At 45.0% G+C, this 16544-nt stretch carries 13 protein-coding genes and 1 pseudogene; 7 read left to right on the plus strand and 7 right to left on the minus strand.

The window, feature by feature from the left end:
* Positions 1-20: 20 nt before the first annotated feature.
* From R7Q39_RS09215 to R7Q39_RS09235, 5 genes and pseudogenes are all read left to right on the plus strand, one after another.
* On the plus strand, positions 21-947 hold the full coding sequence (locus tag R7Q39_RS09215; protein ID WP_005374249.1) for a metal ABC transporter solute-binding protein, Zn/Mn family: 927 nt from the start codon (positions 21-23) through the stop codon (positions 945-947).
* Entirely contained in the window at positions 947-1675 is a 729-nt protein-coding gene (locus R7Q39_RS09220) for a metal ABC transporter ATP-binding protein (protein WP_017635536.1), read from the plus strand. The genes R7Q39_RS09215 and R7Q39_RS09220 overlap by 1 nt, the downstream gene beginning before the upstream one ends.
* Positions 1675-2550: a metal ABC transporter permease gene (locus R7Q39_RS09225; protein ID WP_213910082.1), complete on the plus strand. Its 876-nt coding sequence runs from the start codon at positions 1675-1677 to the stop codon at positions 2548-2550. The genes R7Q39_RS09220 and R7Q39_RS09225 overlap by 1 nt, the downstream gene beginning before the upstream one ends.
* Before the next feature lie 22 nt (positions 2551-2572).
* A complete protein-coding gene (locus R7Q39_RS09230; RefSeq protein ID WP_064354477.1) occupies positions 2573-3442 on the plus strand; it encodes a metal ABC transporter solute-binding protein, Zn/Mn family in 870 nt (289 codons plus the stop codon).
* 226 nt (positions 3443-3668) lie between these two features.
* Positions 3669-4717: pseudogene (locus tag R7Q39_RS09235) on the plus strand (porin).
* 215 nt (positions 4718-4932) lie between these two features.
* Here the strand turns inward: R7Q39_RS09235 and R7Q39_RS09240 are convergent.
* From R7Q39_RS09240 to speA, 4 genes are all read right to left on the minus strand, one after another.
* Positions 4933-7098, minus strand: a complete 2166-nt coding sequence (locus tag R7Q39_RS09240) for a S9 family peptidase (protein ID WP_206954820.1) — start codon at positions 7096-7098, stop codon at positions 4933-4935.
* Between the two features lie 310 nt (positions 7099-7408).
* Positions 7409-8614 (minus strand): multidrug efflux MFS transporter EmrD, encoded by a 1206-nt coding sequence (gene emrD, locus R7Q39_RS09245; protein ID WP_005374234.1) that lies wholly within the window; start codon positions 8612-8614, stop codon positions 7409-7411.
* Between the two features lie 409 nt (positions 8615-9023).
* The gene (speB, locus tag R7Q39_RS09250; protein WP_064369506.1) at positions 9024-9944 is read right to left on the minus strand and encodes an agmatinase; all 921 of its coding nucleotides are present in this window, start codon (positions 9942-9944) and stop codon (positions 9024-9026) included.
* Position 9945: 1 nt separating this feature from the next.
* Complete coding sequence (gene speA, locus R7Q39_RS09255; protein WP_064369690.1) at positions 9946-11856, minus strand: arginine decarboxylase; 1911 nt, start codon at positions 11854-11856, stop codon at positions 9946-9948.
* Positions 11857-12179: 323 nt separating this feature from the next.
* Here speA and R7Q39_RS09260 point away from each other — a divergent pair, with 323 nt between their 5' ends.
* Positions 12180-12905 (plus strand): MBL fold metallo-hydrolase, encoded by a 726-nt coding sequence (locus tag R7Q39_RS09260; protein WP_064354549.1) that lies wholly within the window; start codon positions 12180-12182, stop codon positions 12903-12905.
* A 66-nt stretch (positions 12906-12971) separates the two neighbouring features.
* On the opposite strand, the gene R7Q39_RS09265 is transcribed toward R7Q39_RS09260, so the two are convergent.
* From R7Q39_RS09265 to R7Q39_RS09275, 3 genes are all read right to left on the minus strand, one after another.
* Positions 12972-13400 carry an ATP-dependent zinc protease gene (locus tag R7Q39_RS09265; RefSeq protein WP_005384193.1) on the minus strand — a complete coding sequence of 143 codons (429 nt, stop codon included), beginning with the start codon at positions 13398-13400 and terminating at the stop codon, positions 12972-12974.
* Positions 13401-13465: 65 nt separating this feature from the next.
* A complete protein-coding gene (rimK, locus tag R7Q39_RS09270) occupies positions 13466-14371 on the minus strand; it encodes a 30S ribosomal protein S6--L-glutamate ligase (RefSeq protein WP_005374224.1) in 906 nt (301 codons plus the stop codon).
* A 329-nt stretch (positions 14372-14700) separates the two neighbouring features.
* On the minus strand, positions 14701-15315 hold the full coding sequence (locus R7Q39_RS09275; protein WP_005374222.1) for a TetR/AcrR family transcriptional regulator: 615 nt from the start codon (positions 15313-15315) through the stop codon (positions 14701-14703).
* A gap of 155 nt (positions 15316-15470) precedes the next feature.
* Between R7Q39_RS09275 and R7Q39_RS09280 the strand changes: the two genes are divergently transcribed.
* On the plus strand, positions 15471-16484 hold the full coding sequence (locus R7Q39_RS09280) for an MBL fold metallo-hydrolase (RefSeq protein ID WP_318076052.1): 1014 nt from the start codon (positions 15471-15473) through the stop codon (positions 16482-16484).
* Positions 16485-16544 lie beyond the last annotated feature (60 nt).

Below are 16544 nucleotides of genomic sequence, written 5' to 3' on the forward strand. Positions count from 1 at the left end.
CAACATAATTGATAAGTACTATGATCAAACGCTCTCTTTTACGTCGTATTCTTACAGCCACCGCGTTATTGACGGTGTCTTCTACTGGCTTTGCTGCCGATAAACTCAGTATTGGTATTACGCTTCAACCTTATTACAGCTATGTTAAAGCCGTTGTTGGTGAGAAGGCGGACATCGTTCCTTTGGTTGATGCTGGTTTTAATCCTCACAACTATTTGCCACAACCTAATGATCTTAAGCGCTTAAATGAGATGGACGTAATAGTGATCAATGGTATTGGTCATGACGATTTTGCACTGAAAGTGATCAAGGCTTCTCAGCGTGATGATCTCGTGGTTATAGAAGCGAACAAAGAAGTGCCTTTATTGCCCGCTATGGGGCAGTCTGTTGGTCAAGGAGCAGTGAACCCTCACACCTTTGTCGGTCTATCAACAACCATTCAAAAGGTTTACACCATCGCGAGTGAGCTAAGCCAATTGGACCCAGACAATGCTACGTTCTATCGCCAAAATGCTCGTAAATACGCGAAAACATTTCGCCTGATGAAGCGTGATGCAATGTTGTCTCTTGGTGAGTTGGACACGGCTGGTATGAAGGTGGCGACAACCCACAATGCTTACGGATATATCCTTCAGGAGTTTGGTGTTGACGTTGCCGCTGTCATTGAGCCTGCTCATGGTGTAGAACCAAGTGCAAGTCAGCTACAGGAAACGATAGAGAAAATTCGTGAATCGGGCATTGATGTTCTGTTTTATGAGCTCAATATGCCGAATCGCTTTGTTGATACCATCGAAGAGGCGACCGGGGTGCAGCTTTATCGCTTTTCTCACATGACTCACGGTGAGTATGAGGCTGATAAAGTCGAGGTTGAGATGCGAGATAATGTGGAAACACTAATCGAAGCCATGAAATTTGTGGCGAGTAAGCGAGCAGGGGAAAAGGCGTGATGACTGGACCTTCCGTTTCCTTAAGTAACGTGGGCCTAAAATACGCCGACAATATCATTTTGCAGAACATCAGCGCCGAATTCGAGAACGCGAAATGTCACGTGATTATGGGACCGAACGGCGGTGGTAAAACCTCTTTGCTTCGTTCGGTACTTGGACTCACGCCATTTTCGGGAAACATAGCGCTCAATTGGCCAGAACCATCAGCTGCATCGGGGAAGATAGGGTATGTGCCACAAAAAGCGATGTTTGAAGCAAGCCTCCCGTTAACCGTGATGGATTTTGTACTGCTTAACCAAACTCGTATCCCTCTATTTTGGCGACGTAAAACGAAACAAACTCAACATGCCCTGGCCCAGCTGGATCGCGTGGGTATGGCAACGCGTAGCGACCGTCGTATGGGGCAACTCTCTGGCGGTGAGCAACAGCGTGTTTTGTTTGCGCAAGCTTTACTGGATGAGCCCAATTTATTGGTTTTAGACGAACCTACAACTGGCATGGATGAGCAAGGTGTTCGATATCTTGAAGGTTTGATTCATGAAGTCGTTGGAGAAGGCAAAACGGTACTGGCAGTACACCATGACGTGACCGCAGTGCGCCGTTTAGATGCGCAGGTCCATGTTGTAAATCGTCAAATTGTGGCGTCAGGGCACCATTCAGATGTGCTAAGCCCTGATCGTATAGAAACATTATTCAAGCACTACACAGCAAAAGTGGAGGCTGCATAATGGATTGGTTGCGAGAGTTAGCGGTTAGCGGCGTTGAAGCTGGATGGTTAAGCGATAGCTTTTCTTATGCCTTCATGGTGAACGCAATTGTGGCAGCGCTGATATTAGGACCATTACTTGGTGGTCTTGGTACATTAGTCATCGCCAAACGACTGGCTTTTTTCTCTGAAGCGGTTGGGCACGCTGCGCTTACCGGAATCGCGATTGGTGTGTTGCTCGGTGAGCCGCCAGAGAATCCGATCATCGGATTGTTTAGCTTTTGTATGATTTTTGCGCTGTTGCTTCACTTTGTTCGTAATCGTACGAATGTACCTTACGACACACTGGTTGGAGTTTTTCTTGCATTAGCGTTAGCGGTTGGTGCTGCGCTGTTAATGTACGTTGCTCGCAAGATCAACATTCACATGTTGGAGAACGTGTTGTTTGGCTCGATCTTGACTGTGACGGACAGCGATATCCTTATTTTAGCGATCAGTTGTTTGATCATATTACTGCTTCTTATTCCAACGTTTAACCGCATTTTGCTGACTTGTATCAGCCCGGATATTGCACGTGTACGCGGCTTTAATACCAGCTTTTATGATTACTTATTTGTCATGATGATCACCTTGGTCACCATTGCCGCGGTAAAGATTATTGGCGCGGTATTGGTTGGTGCATTGCTACTGATTCCTGGTGCAACGGCTAGGTTATTGACTAAACGCATGGGCAGTTTCGTTCTCCTTTCTTCTTTATTGGCAACCATTGCGTGTTTAGTCGGAACCATACTGCCGATGGAGCTTGAGCTACCAGTGCCATCAGGCGCATCCATCATCATTGTTTCTGCGGCATTTTTCCTAACAGCAACGGTTTACCGAATTATCAAAAAAGCGTAACCCTTTTTATAAAGTAATGAACATGAAGATAAAAAAATTAGCGATAACTTTTGGTTTGGTTATAGCGACGACACTTCCATCGTTGGCAAGCGCCAAAGACATTTTAACCAGCACTCCCGTCACGTACATGTTGTCTGAGCAACTCATGAAAGGTACAGGGATAGAGACTCAGTATCTGCCTCCAAAGCGTTACGGCGTTGAGCGTCTTGAAAACTGGTTCGCAAATAAAGGTACAGAGCAAGTTAAGCAAGCGGGTCAAGCCGCGACGGTTGCTATTACTCTTGGTGCGATTTGGAAACAAGACCCGACTTATGTTTACGCTCGACAGGGCAACATTCACTTGATTGAAATCGATGCATCGCAGGCCATTTCTCCTAGAGCTCAAGGAGTTGCAGTTCTGACATTGGAAAACGGGTCAACATCGAAGTACGCATGGCTGAACCCTACAAACTTAATCCGAATGGCGGGCATTGTTGGAGAGGATCTACAACGTGTATATCCTGAACACCAAAAGGCGATTCAAACGAATCAACAGGCTCTTATGCTCAATGTGCGTGAACTGATCAACCAACAACAGGCTGAGATCTTCGATAAAGGCATCGATTCAGTGGTGCTGATGAGTGAGTCATTAGAGGACTTTGCCTCTGGCAACCAATTGTTTGTGGTTGGGCGCGAATTTAAGCCGGAACTTGAGTGGACAGAAGAAGACAAATTATCTTTAAAAGCTCAGCTTGAACAAGATAAAACGCTATGGTTAGTGACGGATAAACGACCGTCGAAAACCTTGACATCGCTTATTAAACCGAGCCGCATACTGCAAATTGATGTTATTGACCGCTGGGGCAGTAACGGTATCAAAACTGAGAAGCCACTCGCACGTTGGGAGATGTGACACGTAAAAAGCCACAGATTTTATGATGGGGAATGAAAAGTTCCCTATTTTTTTGTGATTAAGTTCAAAATGTGAGCATTGATACCACTGGTTGCATAAGAAAGTGTTTGTTTCATTTCTATTTCATTTCTATTTCATTACTACTTTGTTATGTGTTCGTTGCGATTGATTCGGATTTAATCTGTTTCTAAGCGAACCGGTACAAACAACTATACGGATGTTAACAATGAAAATGAAAACTCTAGCCGTTGCAGTGGCGGCACTAGCATGTGGTTCACAGGCCTTCGCAGCAGAAGTTTACAACAGCGATGGTACATCTTTATCGATCGGCGGTCACGTTTCAGTTGGCGTGGGTGAGTATTTCGAAGAAGAAGTAAAAGTTCACCAAGTGTCTCCACGTATCAATGTTGCGGGCAAGAAAGACATTGGCAACGGTATCACTATCGACGCTAAAGGCGAATGGGCACTTAACTACCTAAATGGTGGTAGCCAGTCGTTTTCAACTCGTTTGGGCTACATCGGCGCGACCCACCAGCAGTTTGGCCGTTTAGTGGGAGGTACACAGTGGTCTCCGTACTACGATGTCGCTGGCGTTGCGGATCTACCAATCGCGTTCGCGAACGACTTTTTGTACGACAATCACAACAATCTAGGTACTGGTCGTGCTGAAAAAATGATCAGCTACCGTAAAGCTTTGAGTTTGGCGAAGGTTTTGCTTTCAACCTAGGTCTTGGTTGGCAAGGTGAAAATGATGATAGAGGCCTATCATTACAACAAAACCCTAACACAGGTCTTCCAGAATACGTTTCTAAAGGCAGCAAGTATGACCAACGTGGTCAAATCGCACTGAGCGGCTCTGTTGCGGGCTTTGGTCTAGGCTACGTATACAGCGGCGGTGATGTTGAGAATTCTGGTCTAGGTACTAAAACTGCTGAATCACACCTTGTTTCTGTAAATTACGGTGAGTATGGCTCTGGTCTGTACGCAGCTGTTGTATACGGCATGAACGAATACTTCTACGAGATGCGTGAAGAAACTACTCAGATTGAGGGCCTACTAGCGTACGGAGTCAACAATTGGACGTTCAGCGTTAACTACGAAGGTGTAGAAGACGACAAAGACAACAAGACAGTTTCAAGCGAAACTGCGCTACAAGCAGAGTACGCAGTAACTCCTGCATTCGTTACTTTCGCTGGTTACCAGTTTGACCTAGGTAACGACTACAACAATGAAGAGAACGACTACTGGACTCTAGGTGCTCGTTACTACTTCTAATAAATAGGCCAGTTTCTACTGCCTAAACACATTTATTGTGTTAACGCCTACTCGTTGTGAGTAGGCGTTTTTCTTTCTGCTTTCCTTTGGCTATAAGAGACGCTGGTCGTTCTGTGCTTAGGTAACCCCACTCTTTGTTTAGAGAGTGCGTCTATAAAAATGCCCGCAACTTGCGGGCATTTTTTGTTGTTAGAGATACAGTTCTATTAATACGCTTATTTTTTATCGAGTAAATCGAGGAAGAAGGCATACTCTAGCGCATCTTCTTTTAAGCGCTTAAATCGACCAGATGCGCCGCCGTGTCCGGCTTCCATATCGGTTTTGAACAACAAGACGTTATCGTCTGTCTTCATTTCACGAAGTTTGGCGACCCACTTCATTGGTTCAAAGTACTGTACTTGAGAGTCGTGCAAGCCAGTCGTTACCAACATGTTCGGGTAGTTTTGCGCCTTGATGTTGTCGTAAGGCGAGTAACTCAACATATAGTCATAGTATGTTTTGTTATTTGGGTTACCCCATTCATCATACTCATTGGTGGTCAATGGAATCGATTCATCGAGCATGGTGGTTACCACGTCCACAAACGGAACATGTGCACCGATACCGCGGTACAGTTCTGGTGCTTGGTTGATGATAGCCCCCATTAAGAGACCTCCTGCAGAGCCACCAACAGCGAAGACTTTATCTTTCGCGCCGTAGCCTTGTTCAACCAAACCTTTAGTCACATCAATAAAGTCGTTGAATGTGTTTTGCTTGGTTAGTTTTTTACCGTCTTCATACCAAGGGCGGCCAAGCATTTCAGATCCACGAATATGAGCAATGGCGTAAACAAAGCCGCGATCCAATAGACTCAAACGTGTCGAGCGGAAAGTTGGCTCAATGGTTGCGCCATAAGATCCATAACCATATTGGTAGAGTGGATTCGTACCATCTTTCTTAAATAAGTCTTTACGATACACCAAAGAAACGGGTACTTCTTTACCGTCACGGGCTGTGACCATGATGCGTTCTGATTGGTAATTGTCAGGATTAAAATCACCAAGTACAGGTGTTTGCTTCATGATTTCTGACCCGCCCGTTTTTAGATCGAAATCGTAGTAGGTTCCTGGAGTGGTTAAACTGCTGTAATAAATACGAACTTTCTCGTTATCCAGCTCTAGGTTACCTGTCAAATAGGCAGCAAACGCATCGTCATTAAATGTGAGGGGGAGTTCTTTTCCTGTTGAAAGCTGACGTACAGTGACGCTTGCTAGGCCGTTAGAGCGCTGCTCATAGACGATGTGATCATCGAATAACTCGAAGTCGACAAGTTGAGTGTTGTCGTCTGCGGCAATCACATCTTGCCATTTAGAGCGGTCATGCATGTCATTTTGATGAACTTTCATCAAACGGAAGTTGACGGCTTGATAGTTAGTATAAATGTAGTACCAATCGCCTAGCTTAGAAATACTGTATTCAATGCCATCTTCACGAGGATAGAACGGTTTCGCCTTTGCTTTAGGGTTGTTCGCATCAATAATAGAGACCCCACTGGTTTCTGTACTCGAATGCCAGATATAAATATCTTCGCCATCTTTGCTTTTGCTTAGTGAGGTGTAATAGGCGCTGTCGGTTTCCTCAAAAATCAGCTCATCGCTGCTTTGTGGTGTGCCCAATCCATGACGATAAACTTGGTAGCCCAATAAGGTCTGTGGATCTTTTTTGATGTAGTAAAAGGCGTTGTTATCGTTCTGCCATGCGACAGCGCTTGAGGCCCCTTCGATTTCATCTTGTAGGTAATTGCCTGTTGTTAGGTCTTTGATCTTAAGGGTGTACACGCGGCGGCTTAATGTATCTTCGCCATACGCCAATAAGTTTTCATTCGGACTAACGTATAGGCCGCCGATACTGAAAAATTCATGTTCTTTTGCTAGTTCATTGACATCTAAAATGATTTGTTTGTCTTTGCCTGCAAAGTCTTTAGCTCGCAAATGGACTTCGTACTCGTTATCTCCGGTCACTTCACTGGAGTAGAAGTAGTTGCCTTTACGAACCGGTACTGAGTTGTCGTCTTTTGCGATGCGCCCTTTAATTTCTTCAAATAGCGTATCTTGAAGTGTTTCAGTGTGCTTTAGAACGGTTTCTGCGTACTGATTTTCTGTCTCTAGGTGCTGTAAAATTTCAGGGTCTTTACGTTCGTCGTCACGCATCCAGTAGTAGTTATCAACGCGGGTATCGCCATGAATAGTCATCGCGTGAGGGACTTTTTTCGCAACCGGAGCTTGAGTTTGTTGAGCAACGATCTGTGTTTGGGAGTATTGAGTCATGCTGGGGATTCCTTGATTGCTGCATCCGGCGACAAGCGCGACCGAGACGGCCAACGTAGTTAAAGTGAAACGCATCTGATTTTATCCTTATTGTACACCCAAGTGGCCTCATCCTGAGGGCTGGGCTTTCATTTTGTTAGTGGTTTTCAGTTGTCCATTCTTTGTTATGGGGTATACCGAAAAAGTGAGAATCCTCAATATTTCGAGTTGGATACTCAATTTGAAGGGAGCTGAAAACACATTGTGTAAGCAGCTGTTATTTTTAACAAATATCAATTCGAAAGTTAAATCATTCTCATCGGGAAATCGATATAGTGTGATATGAAAAAAGGGACACACTTGTTGAGTGTGTCCCTTTTGGACTTTGAAAGTAAGCTGATAATGATCAGATAACTTGCGGTACTTCGTTTGAGTGATTGTGTGCTCGATTCACCCACATTAACCCAAGCATTGCAATTACCGACATTGCCATCATCAAAATGCCCAAAGGCATCTGGTTATGCGCTGGAAATAGTGACGCGAGCAAAGTTGCGACACCTGCCCCCAAGTTTTGCATGCCACCCAATGTCGCGCCTGCTGTTCCTGCATGGTATGGGAATGGCGCAATCGCTCCAGTTGTTGCTGCTGGGAAGAGAATACCTGCACCCAAAAAGTACACGGTTGCGCCTCCAACCAGCGTTAATGCAGTGGTTAAACCAAACAAGCCTGGGATGAGCACAATAGCAGAGCCCACAAAAATAGAGACCAAGCCTACATTTAAAGCACGACGCTCAGAGCGACGTCTTGCGATGTAGCTAGATAAGCCTGCACCCACCAAGTAACCTGGGATCGGCAATATAAACAGCAAACTTACCGTTGTTGCTGGTAATTCTAATACCCCACCTAACAACACCCCAGCTGCCGCTTCGAATACACCCACACCAGCGAATGTTGCAACCAGGCAAATCAAAAAGCCTTGAAAGCGACGGTCAGACAAAACGTGTTTGTAGCTTTTGGCTACTGGTTCGAATTTGCGTTTCTCTTTTGGTAGCGTCTCCATCATGCTTGTCATCATGGTGATCACAACCGCGATAGCAAATAGCGCTAAGAACAAGTAGCTCGACCGCCATCCGAAAGCTTCTGTTAGGTAACCGCCTAATACTGGTGCCATTAATGGTGAGAAAATCACACACATGCTAATTAAGCTGTTTGCTCTGTGTAGATCAGAGCCTTCAAAGCAATCGCGAGTCAGAGTGCGTGACATCGCACCGCCGCAGCCAATACCTAAGCCTTGGATAAAGCTACCAATCAAGAACCATTCAAATTGATGTGCAAATAATGCTACCAGTGTACCCGCGATGTAGATAAGCAGCCCGACGATGATGATCGGTTTGCGTCCCAAGCGGTCCGATAGTGTGCCATACGCAAATTGCGACAAGCCATATGGGATTAGGTAACAAGCCATCACAGCTTGAAGTGATGACGCAGATACCAAAAACTCGCCCGCCATATGACCGATTGAAGGCACGTACATTGTCTGGGTCATTTGACCCACGGCAGTCAATATAGCGATTAAAAAGGTAAGTTTCGCTAATGGAAACGAAGCAGACATTTGCGTATCTCTCCAAAAAATTTAAGACGTAAAAACCCTTAGCGCTCTTTTACAGAGTGCCAACTGAATTCTTGTGTTGCGGGGGTATTTGCGCGAGATAATAGTGCTTGCTTGTATAATTAGCAATCGAAAAGTGTGAAGTTGAGCAAGATAAAAATCTATGATTTCAATTAGAAAAACTAATCCGATTTTGTTTTCAAAAAGCGGTGCATTTCTTTGTCTAATTACGTTAAATCTTTTACTTTTCGTGAATAGAATGAGCCTTATAGGTAACTGGTTTTAATGGTTAAAGTGCAAAAATAAAGCGTCTGCTCGGTTGATCTGAGTTCAAGATGAAACGAGTGAATAAAAGGTAGAGGAAGGCATCAGAAAGAAAAGGGAGCCGAAGCTCCCTTAGAAATGATTATGTCTATTCGCGCTCAGATGCGTATGCGTAAAGCATTTCTAGTGCGATGGTTGCTCCCGCTAGTGCGGTAACATCACTGTGGTCGTATGGAGGCGATACTTCGACAACATCCATACCCACGATATTCATGCCGGCTAAACCACGAATAATTTTCAGCGCTTTGTCTGAGTTCAAGCCACCACAAACTGGTGTACCAGTTCCCGGTGCGAAGGCCGGGTCTAAGCAGTCGATGTCAAAAGTGACATATACTGGCTTGTCTGCGACGGTGCGACGAATTTCTTCTAGGATCTCGTTCACCGACATGTCATTCGCTTGCATCGCATTAATCACATTGAAGCCGTGATCTTGCTGTTTGTACTCCGTACGAATGCCGATTTGTATTGAGTTCTTTGCTGAGATCAAACCTTCTTTCGGCGCATGGTAGAACATCGTACCGTGGTCGTATGAACTGCCATTTGCATAGGTGTCCGTATGAGCATCAAAGTGAATCAAAGCCATTTGGCCATGATGCTTCGCATAGGCACGCAGGATAGGTAGCGTGATGAAGTGGTCACCGCCCAATCCCAACATGGTTTTACCACTTTTTAGAATTTCACAGGTTGCCGCTTCAAGGCGGTAAGTAAAATCTTCCGCATCACCGCAATCGAACACGAGATCACCTGCGTCGATCACTTTCAGTTTATCCAATACGTTGAAGCTCCAAGGGAACTTCTTACCTTCCCATGCCAAGTTGACTGAGGCACGGCGAATTGCATCTGGACCCATACGCGCACCTGGACGACCAGATGTTGCCATGTCCAGAGGGACTCCCAACACCACAACGTCTGCGTCTGCCGATACCGGGTTACGAATGTACGGCAGACGTAAAAACGACATAGAGTTGGAGTAAAGCGAATAATCAGTTTTAGTAAACAAATCATTCATATCAGAAGTCCTCTAAATAGGTGTATCCTGCTAGACCTTGTTCTAGTTCTGCTAGGATTTGTGCTTGTTCATTGGCTTCAACTCGCTGTGAAACCAATTGTTTATAATTGTCACGAATCGCATCCACGTCGATATGAACGTAGCGCATCATGTCTTCTACACTATCACCTTCGTTGATGTAACTGATCTCAAATTGACCACGTTCATCAACATTGACTACAGCACTGTGGGTATCACCAAATAGGTTGTGCATGTCACCAAGGATTTCTTGGTATGCGCCTACTAGGAAAAAGCCCATTAGGTACGGTTTGTCTTTGCTCCAAGCTGGTACAGGTAGCGTGCTCTCGATGCCTTGACCATCAACGTAGTGATCGATCGCGCCATCAGAGTCACATGTGATGTCCAACATCACTGCACGACGCTCTTCCGCCTCGCCAAGACCAGAAAGTGGCAGAACAGGGAACACCTGATCAATACCCCAAGCATCTGGTAGAGATTGGAAGAGAGAGAAGTTCACGAAGAACTTATCTGCAAGACGTTCGCTCAACTCGTCCAGAATCGGACGGTGGAAGCGATTCTTAGTGCTCATCTTTCGGCTTAATTCGAAGTAAATGCGTAGTGACAATTGTTCTGCCCACGCACGTTGTTCCAAGTTAAGCACGCCTGTAGCAAATTGAGAGTGCACTTCTGCCAAATCACTTTGGGTATCATTGTAAATCTCAATTAACGCACGAGCGTCTGTACCATCTTGTAAGTTTTCCCAGTTTCGCCACATGTTTTGTAGCAAAAGCGGAGCGTCATCATCAAGCTCATGTACTTCTTCCGGTAGGTACGACTCGGTACCAATTACGTTAGAAATCAATACAGCGTGGTGCGCTGTTAGCGAGCGACCCGATTCCGAAATGATCACTGGCATTGGTTGTTCGTATTGCAGACACACATCGCCCACTGTGTTCACGATATTACGTGCGTATTCTGCAAGGCCGTAGTTCATCGAATTCGATGATTGGCTGCGTGTGCCGTCATAATCCACTGCCAAGCCGCCGCCCACATCGAAGTACTCGATGTTTGCACCGAGTGCGCGTAGTTCGCAGTAGAAACGTGCAGACTCGTTCACACCATTGCGTACATCACGGATGTTTGCCATCTGTGAACCAAGGTGGAAGTGAACCAGTTGCATCGCGTCTAGGTTGCCTTCGCGTTTAAGACGTTCAATAACGCTAAGCACTTGCGATGCTGATAAACCAAACTTCGATTTTTCACCGCCACTTGCTTGCCATTTCCCTGCGCCTTGAGAGGCGAGGCGAATGCGTAAACCAAGGCGCGGTTTTACACCCAAACTTTTCGCTTCTTCTAGTACCAGATCCAGCTCAGAAAGCTTCTCTAGTACGATGAATACCTTGTGACCCAGCTTTTCACCGATCAGTGCAAGACGCACATACTCACGGTCTTTGTAGCCATTACACACGATCACGGAGCTACCTTGTTGAGCCAATGCAAGTACCGCCAACAATTCTGGCTTGCTACCCGCTTCAAGACCAAGCTGCTTGGTTTCTAGTTGAGCTTGGCTCGCTAGAATTTCATCCACCACTTCACGTTGTTGGTTTACTTTAATTGGGTACACCAACAAGTATTTGTTTGGATATTGGTATTCTTCAATTGCTTGGTTGAATGCGTGGCAAATACCATGCACACGTTGGTGCACGATTTGCGGGAAGCGTACTAATACAGGCAGATTTAACTGCTTCGCTTCTAGCTCATTTACAATAGCGCTGAAAGGGATTTGATGTGCACGATCACTACGTGGTGATACATATACTTCGCCTTGGTCATCAATGCCGTAGAAACCTTGGCTCCAGTAGTGAACGTTGTAGTCCGCGCGGATGCGGTCTAATTTAGTTGCTTTTTCCAACTCGATTCTCACAAAAATGTACTTAACTCCTTAATTAATTAGAAGGAAAAGTACAAAAAAGCAAATCATGAGGTATTTACCTCATACCCTGACACGAACTCCGTGTGCGCGCATTAACGGATAAAAGGGCCCTTGAGTCTAATGATTAAAATCTATCATCTCGATTATGATTTGTTGTCGTCGCTACGTGTGAATATTTGTTTACCGAAGCGTCCATTCTGCTGTTATAGTTGGTCTGACCAGTAAGGATTCGGTCATGAAGCATCTCACTAAAATAAGGACATATTTTGCAGCTGCACAGAATTCAGGGGTACATTCAGACCATGTATCTCGCCGAATATCCCGATAAATTATTGTTGCTTGATGGTGCCAGTCGAGCAGACATCCCTCATCTTAAAGACTTTATTGAACATCAACTCCATCGTCCTTTTTCTGACCTAAAGTTGGTTGTTGTGACCCACATGCATCCAGACCATGCTGGTGGTGCGCACAAACTACGTGATTTAACAGGATGTAAGCTATTGGCCGCAAAGCGAGAGAGCCAGTGGTATAGCGGTGTAGACGGTTGGCTAATGCATTTGACCGATTTGATGTTAGCACGCTGGATGGCGAATCGGATGCGTAAACCAAAGCAAAACCTGTGGTATTCCCGTAAGTTAAAGCCAGATATTGAACTTATTGATGGAGAGTTTATTCCTGGATTTGATGATTGGCAGGTGCTAGAAACGCTTGGGCATACCGACCGAGATCTGTCGGTTTATCATTCTGAACAAGATGTGCTGTATGTGGCGGATTTAATGGTGCAGGTGAAAAAGCATCTGATTGCGCCGTTTCCCATATTTCATCCGAATCAATATCGGCAATCATTAAAGCGTGTGTTTGAGATGAATCCGCAATGTTTGCTTCTGGCACATGGGGGAGAGGTGACTTTGGATGAAAAAGCGTATCAGCACATTTTGAATACAGCGCCGACTAAGCCAATGACGCACTGGCGAGTGACAAAAGTTAAAGCGAAGGGATTGTTGTTTGCGTTATTTCGTAGGAAGTAGGCGAAGATAAAGCCAGACGAGTGATGCTCAACAAAAACGTTCGATCACTCATCTGAAACTACGGGGTTAAGATGCCAATAAGTGAGATTGGCTAGGATCAACGAGCACTTTGTCTGCCATGCCTTGACGACCTAACAACATCATGTAAGTCATTTTTTCACGGTTAGTCAACGTAATGTCGATTGGCCATTGTTGGTCGCCCATACGCAGCATCGTCGTGATCACGCAGCGGTGCTCAAAAGTACCGTTAGAAGATTTAACCTTACGGTTTGCTTTTAGTTTCGCTGTGCAGCGAACCACTTGTTCTAAATGGTATACATCTGGGTGCAGATCGAATGCAACATAAGACTGACCATCTTTTTCAAAGCAATCAATATTGTCTACATGTAATGAAGAGGTTTGAGCGCCTGTATCAATACGCGCTTCAAGGTGAGTAATCCCTAACTCTGGCAAGCAAATAGCTTCGGCATTCCCAATGATCATTTTCTGATTCATAGTGTCATCCTAGCGACGAGTAACAAGAGAGCCGTTTTTTGGCTCTCTTGTGCGTTAAACAAAAATCAACCTTTACCGCGAGTACGGTTTGAATTTGGCTTAGCGTTTTTCTCGATAAAATCGAAGATCATACCTGCAATGTTTTTACCCGTTGCTAGTTCGATGCCTTCTAGACCAGGGGAAGAGTTCACTTCCATTACCACTGGGCCATTTTTAGATTGAAGGATATCCACACCACAAAGGTTCAAGCCCATCACTTTCGCTGCATTTACAGCGGTCGCACGCTCTTCTTTGCTCAAACGCACGAGTTGTGCAGAGCCACCACGGTGAAGGTTAGAACGGAACTCGCCTTCTTTTGCTTGGCGCTTCATTGCGGCAATCACCTTATTTCCGACAACAAAACAACGGATGTCCGCGCCTTTTGCTTCTTCGATAAATTCTTGCACCATGATGTTAGCTTTCAAACCCATGAAAGCTTCAATCACGCTTTCTGCCGCTTTATTTGTTTCAGCAAGTACAACACCAATGCCTTGAGTGCCTTCTAGCAATTTAATCACTAGAGGTGCGCCACCAACGTTTTTGATCACGTCCTGAATATTGTCAGGATGGTGAGCAAAGCCAGTGCGTGGCAAACCGATGCCTTTACGTGATAGCAGTTGTAATGAGCGCAACTTGTCACGAGAGCGGCTGATCGCGACAGATTCGTTGACACAAAATGTACCCATCATTTCAAACTGACGTACAACAGCAGTGCCGTAAAACGTAATAGATGCCCCAATACGCGGAATAACAGCATCGTATTGCGGTAATTCTTCACCCTTGTAGCGGATCTTAGGGTTGTTGCTCGTAATGTCCATATAACAGTGAAGCGTGTCGATCACATCGATTTGATGCCCACGTTCTTCACCCGCCTGTTTTAGGCGCATGGTTGAATATAAATTCTCATTACGAGAGAGAATAGCAATACGCATGGCAATTCCTTAGTAAGTCAGTACCAAATTAAAATATAAGTATAGAGCATAGAATGCAGTAGGCAGGTGATCATGTTATGACATAACCTACTTACTTCAACGATTTAGAATTGTGGTTGAACAACCACGTCGTCAGAGGTGCGCACCTTAGGGCGTTTTTTTGGGAGATGAAAACGAAAAAGCATCGTCGACACGACAAAAATATTTTATCGAACGCTCACGCCTTGCGGTATGAGACTGTCAAGGGTGAGATAAATAAAATTGAGCAAAAATTTCATCGCTTTGTCACGAATTATCGCTTAAAAAAGCGGCCAATTTGACCGCTGTTTTTAGCTGTTTTGATAGTGACTTAAAAAAAGTTCCGCCGTTTGGGTAGCTAACAGCCTAGATTCTTCATTCGACAAAGAGGGGCGAATTCCCATTAACTGCGGCCAGAATGCACTGCCTTTAAGTAAGTTGTGCAATTGAGTGCTCGCTATATGTACATCATCAATTTGCAAAGCGCCACTGTTCGATTTCTCAGTAAGCCAGCGGTACAGGGCGGTTTCCTGTTTCGACATTTGTTCTGCTTGTTCTTTGAGATCTTCCGGCTTAAATAAGAAGTGCCCAAATGCCACTTTTGCCAGCTCAATATAGTTTGGTTCCGTCACCACAATGATCTCGCTGTAGAGTAATTCAATCAATTGATCTTTTAGCGGGAGTGTTGGTAAACGTTCAATGTCGCTATCCATCATTGAAGAACGCCATAGTTCGGTTAGTAACTCTGTCACGATCGCTTCTTTAGAAGGGAAATGGTTGTAGACCGTGCGCTTAGAGACTTGCGCGATAGCAGAGAGCTTATCCATGCTGGTGTTTTGCACCCCAAACTCTTGGAACGCTTGCTTTGCTGCGCACAGGATGGCTTCTCTTTTGGTTTCGCTACGACTTTTTCTTTTTACATTCATAAGCTTGCTAAGTTAAGAAGATCATTTCTTGAACTATTTTACACTAAGTAGTTTACTTTTGATAATTAGAATGTAAACTGCACCGTGTAGTTTACTTTTGTTCGGGTTAACTTTTTATGAAAAAAACTTTGCTAGCCACAGTAGGAGCGTTCGCGATGGGTACATCAATGATTTCTTGTTCTAATGTTGATACTGAAAAAGCGCCAACATACCCGGACAAATTTTCAAACATAGAGTTGGAATACAAAAGCGGTTTGGGCGACATGTTCGAAATCATGAAAGCGTATTTTACGACTGAGCGCCTTAACCCAACACCAACGATTGAAATTCCAGTGCATGCGATCACAGCGCGGCAACTGTTAGAAGAGCAAGATGACGTCATCTATCGTCTGGGTCATTCAAGCGTATTAATGAAGCTCGATGGAAAACTGGTAATGACCGACCCTGTATTCAGTGATCGCGCGTCTCCTGTACAATGGGCAGGGCCAAAACGCTTTCACCAAACCCCCATCACGATAGAAGATTTGCCAACTATCAATGTGGTGGTGATCAGTCATGACCATTACGATCACCTAGATAAAGCTTCTATTAAAGTGCTAGGCGACAAGGTGGGCACTTTCTTGGTGCCGTTAAAAGTTGGCCAATTACTGGTGAATTGGGGTGTGCCGAAGGAGAAAGTGATCGAGCTAGATTGGTGGGAGTCACACTCTGTCGACGGCATTGAATATACATTGACTCCGACTCAGCATTTCTCCGGTCGAGGTTTGACAGACCGCGATACGACGCTGTGGGGCAGTTGGGTTATCAATGCACAACAACACAAAGTGTTCTTCAGTGGTGACTCTGGTTACTTCAATGGCTTTAAAGAGATTGGCGAAAAGTACGGTCCGTTTGACTTCACCATGATTGAAACAGGTGCGTACAATGAACTCTGGTCAGACATTCACATGTTCCCAGAGCAAAGCGTTCAAGCACACATCGATGTGCAGGGCAAAGTGATGATGCCGATCCATAACAGCACGTTTGATTTATCAATGCACGATTGGAATGAGCCAATGCAACGCGCGTTAGATATTAGTGAAGAGCGCGGTGTAACGTTAGTGAGCCCTGAGATTGGTCAACGCTTGGCGATTGCGGAGCCTCAGCCTGCTCAGGCATGGTGGCAATAATTGCTGAGCTAAACAGCCAAACACCAGAATAGTTAAGTCACTTATCAGTAGTTACTATTA

The sequence above is a fragment of the Vibrio sp. 947 genome (assembly GCF_033339115.1).
GTDB classification, from domain to species: domain Bacteria; phylum Pseudomonadota; class Gammaproteobacteria; order Enterobacterales; family Vibrionaceae; genus Vibrio; species Vibrio alginolyticus.

Excerpts from the sequence above, each read along its gene's own strand:
- R7Q39_RS09215 (WP_005374249.1), top strand. The coding sequence starts at position 21 with ATGATCAAACGCTCTCTTTTACGTCGTATTCTTACAGCCACCGCGTTA.
- R7Q39_RS09220 (WP_017635536.1), top strand. The coding sequence starts at position 947 with ATGACTGGACCTTCCGTTTCCTTAAGTAACGTGGGCCTAAAATACGCC.
- R7Q39_RS09225 (WP_213910082.1), top strand. The coding sequence starts at position 1,675 with ATGGATTGGTTGCGAGAGTTAGCGGTTAGCGGCGTTGAAGCTGGATGG.
- R7Q39_RS09230 (WP_064354477.1), top strand. The coding sequence starts at position 2,573 with ATGAAGATAAAAAAATTAGCGATAACTTTTGGTTTGGTTATAGCGACG.
- R7Q39_RS09240 (WP_206954820.1), bottom strand. The coding sequence starts at position 7,098 with ATGCGTTTCACTTTAACTACGTTGGCCGTCTCGGTCGCGCTTGTCGCC.
- emrD (WP_005374234.1), bottom strand. The coding sequence starts at position 8,614 with ATGTCTGCTTCGTTTCCATTAGCGAAACTTACCTTTTTAATCGCTATA.
- speB (WP_064369506.1), bottom strand. The coding sequence starts at position 9,944 with ATGAATGATTTGTTTACTAAAACTGATTATTCGCTTTACTCCAACTCT.
- R7Q39_RS09260 (WP_064354549.1), top strand. The coding sequence starts at position 12,180 with ATGTATCTCGCCGAATATCCCGATAAATTATTGTTGCTTGATGGTGCC.
- R7Q39_RS09265 (WP_005384193.1), bottom strand. The coding sequence starts at position 13,400 with ATGAATCAGAAAATGATCATTGGGAATGCCGAAGCTATTTGCTTGCCA.
- rimK (WP_005374224.1), bottom strand. The coding sequence starts at position 14,371 with ATGCGTATTGCTATTCTCTCTCGTAATGAGAATTTATATTCAACCATG.
- R7Q39_RS09275 (WP_005374222.1), bottom strand. The coding sequence starts at position 15,315 with ATGAATGTAAAAAGAAAAAGTCGTAGCGAAACCAAAAGAGAAGCCATC.
- R7Q39_RS09280 (WP_318076052.1), top strand. The coding sequence starts at position 15,471 with ATGGGTACATCAATGATTTCTTGTTCTAATGTTGATACTGAAAAAGCG.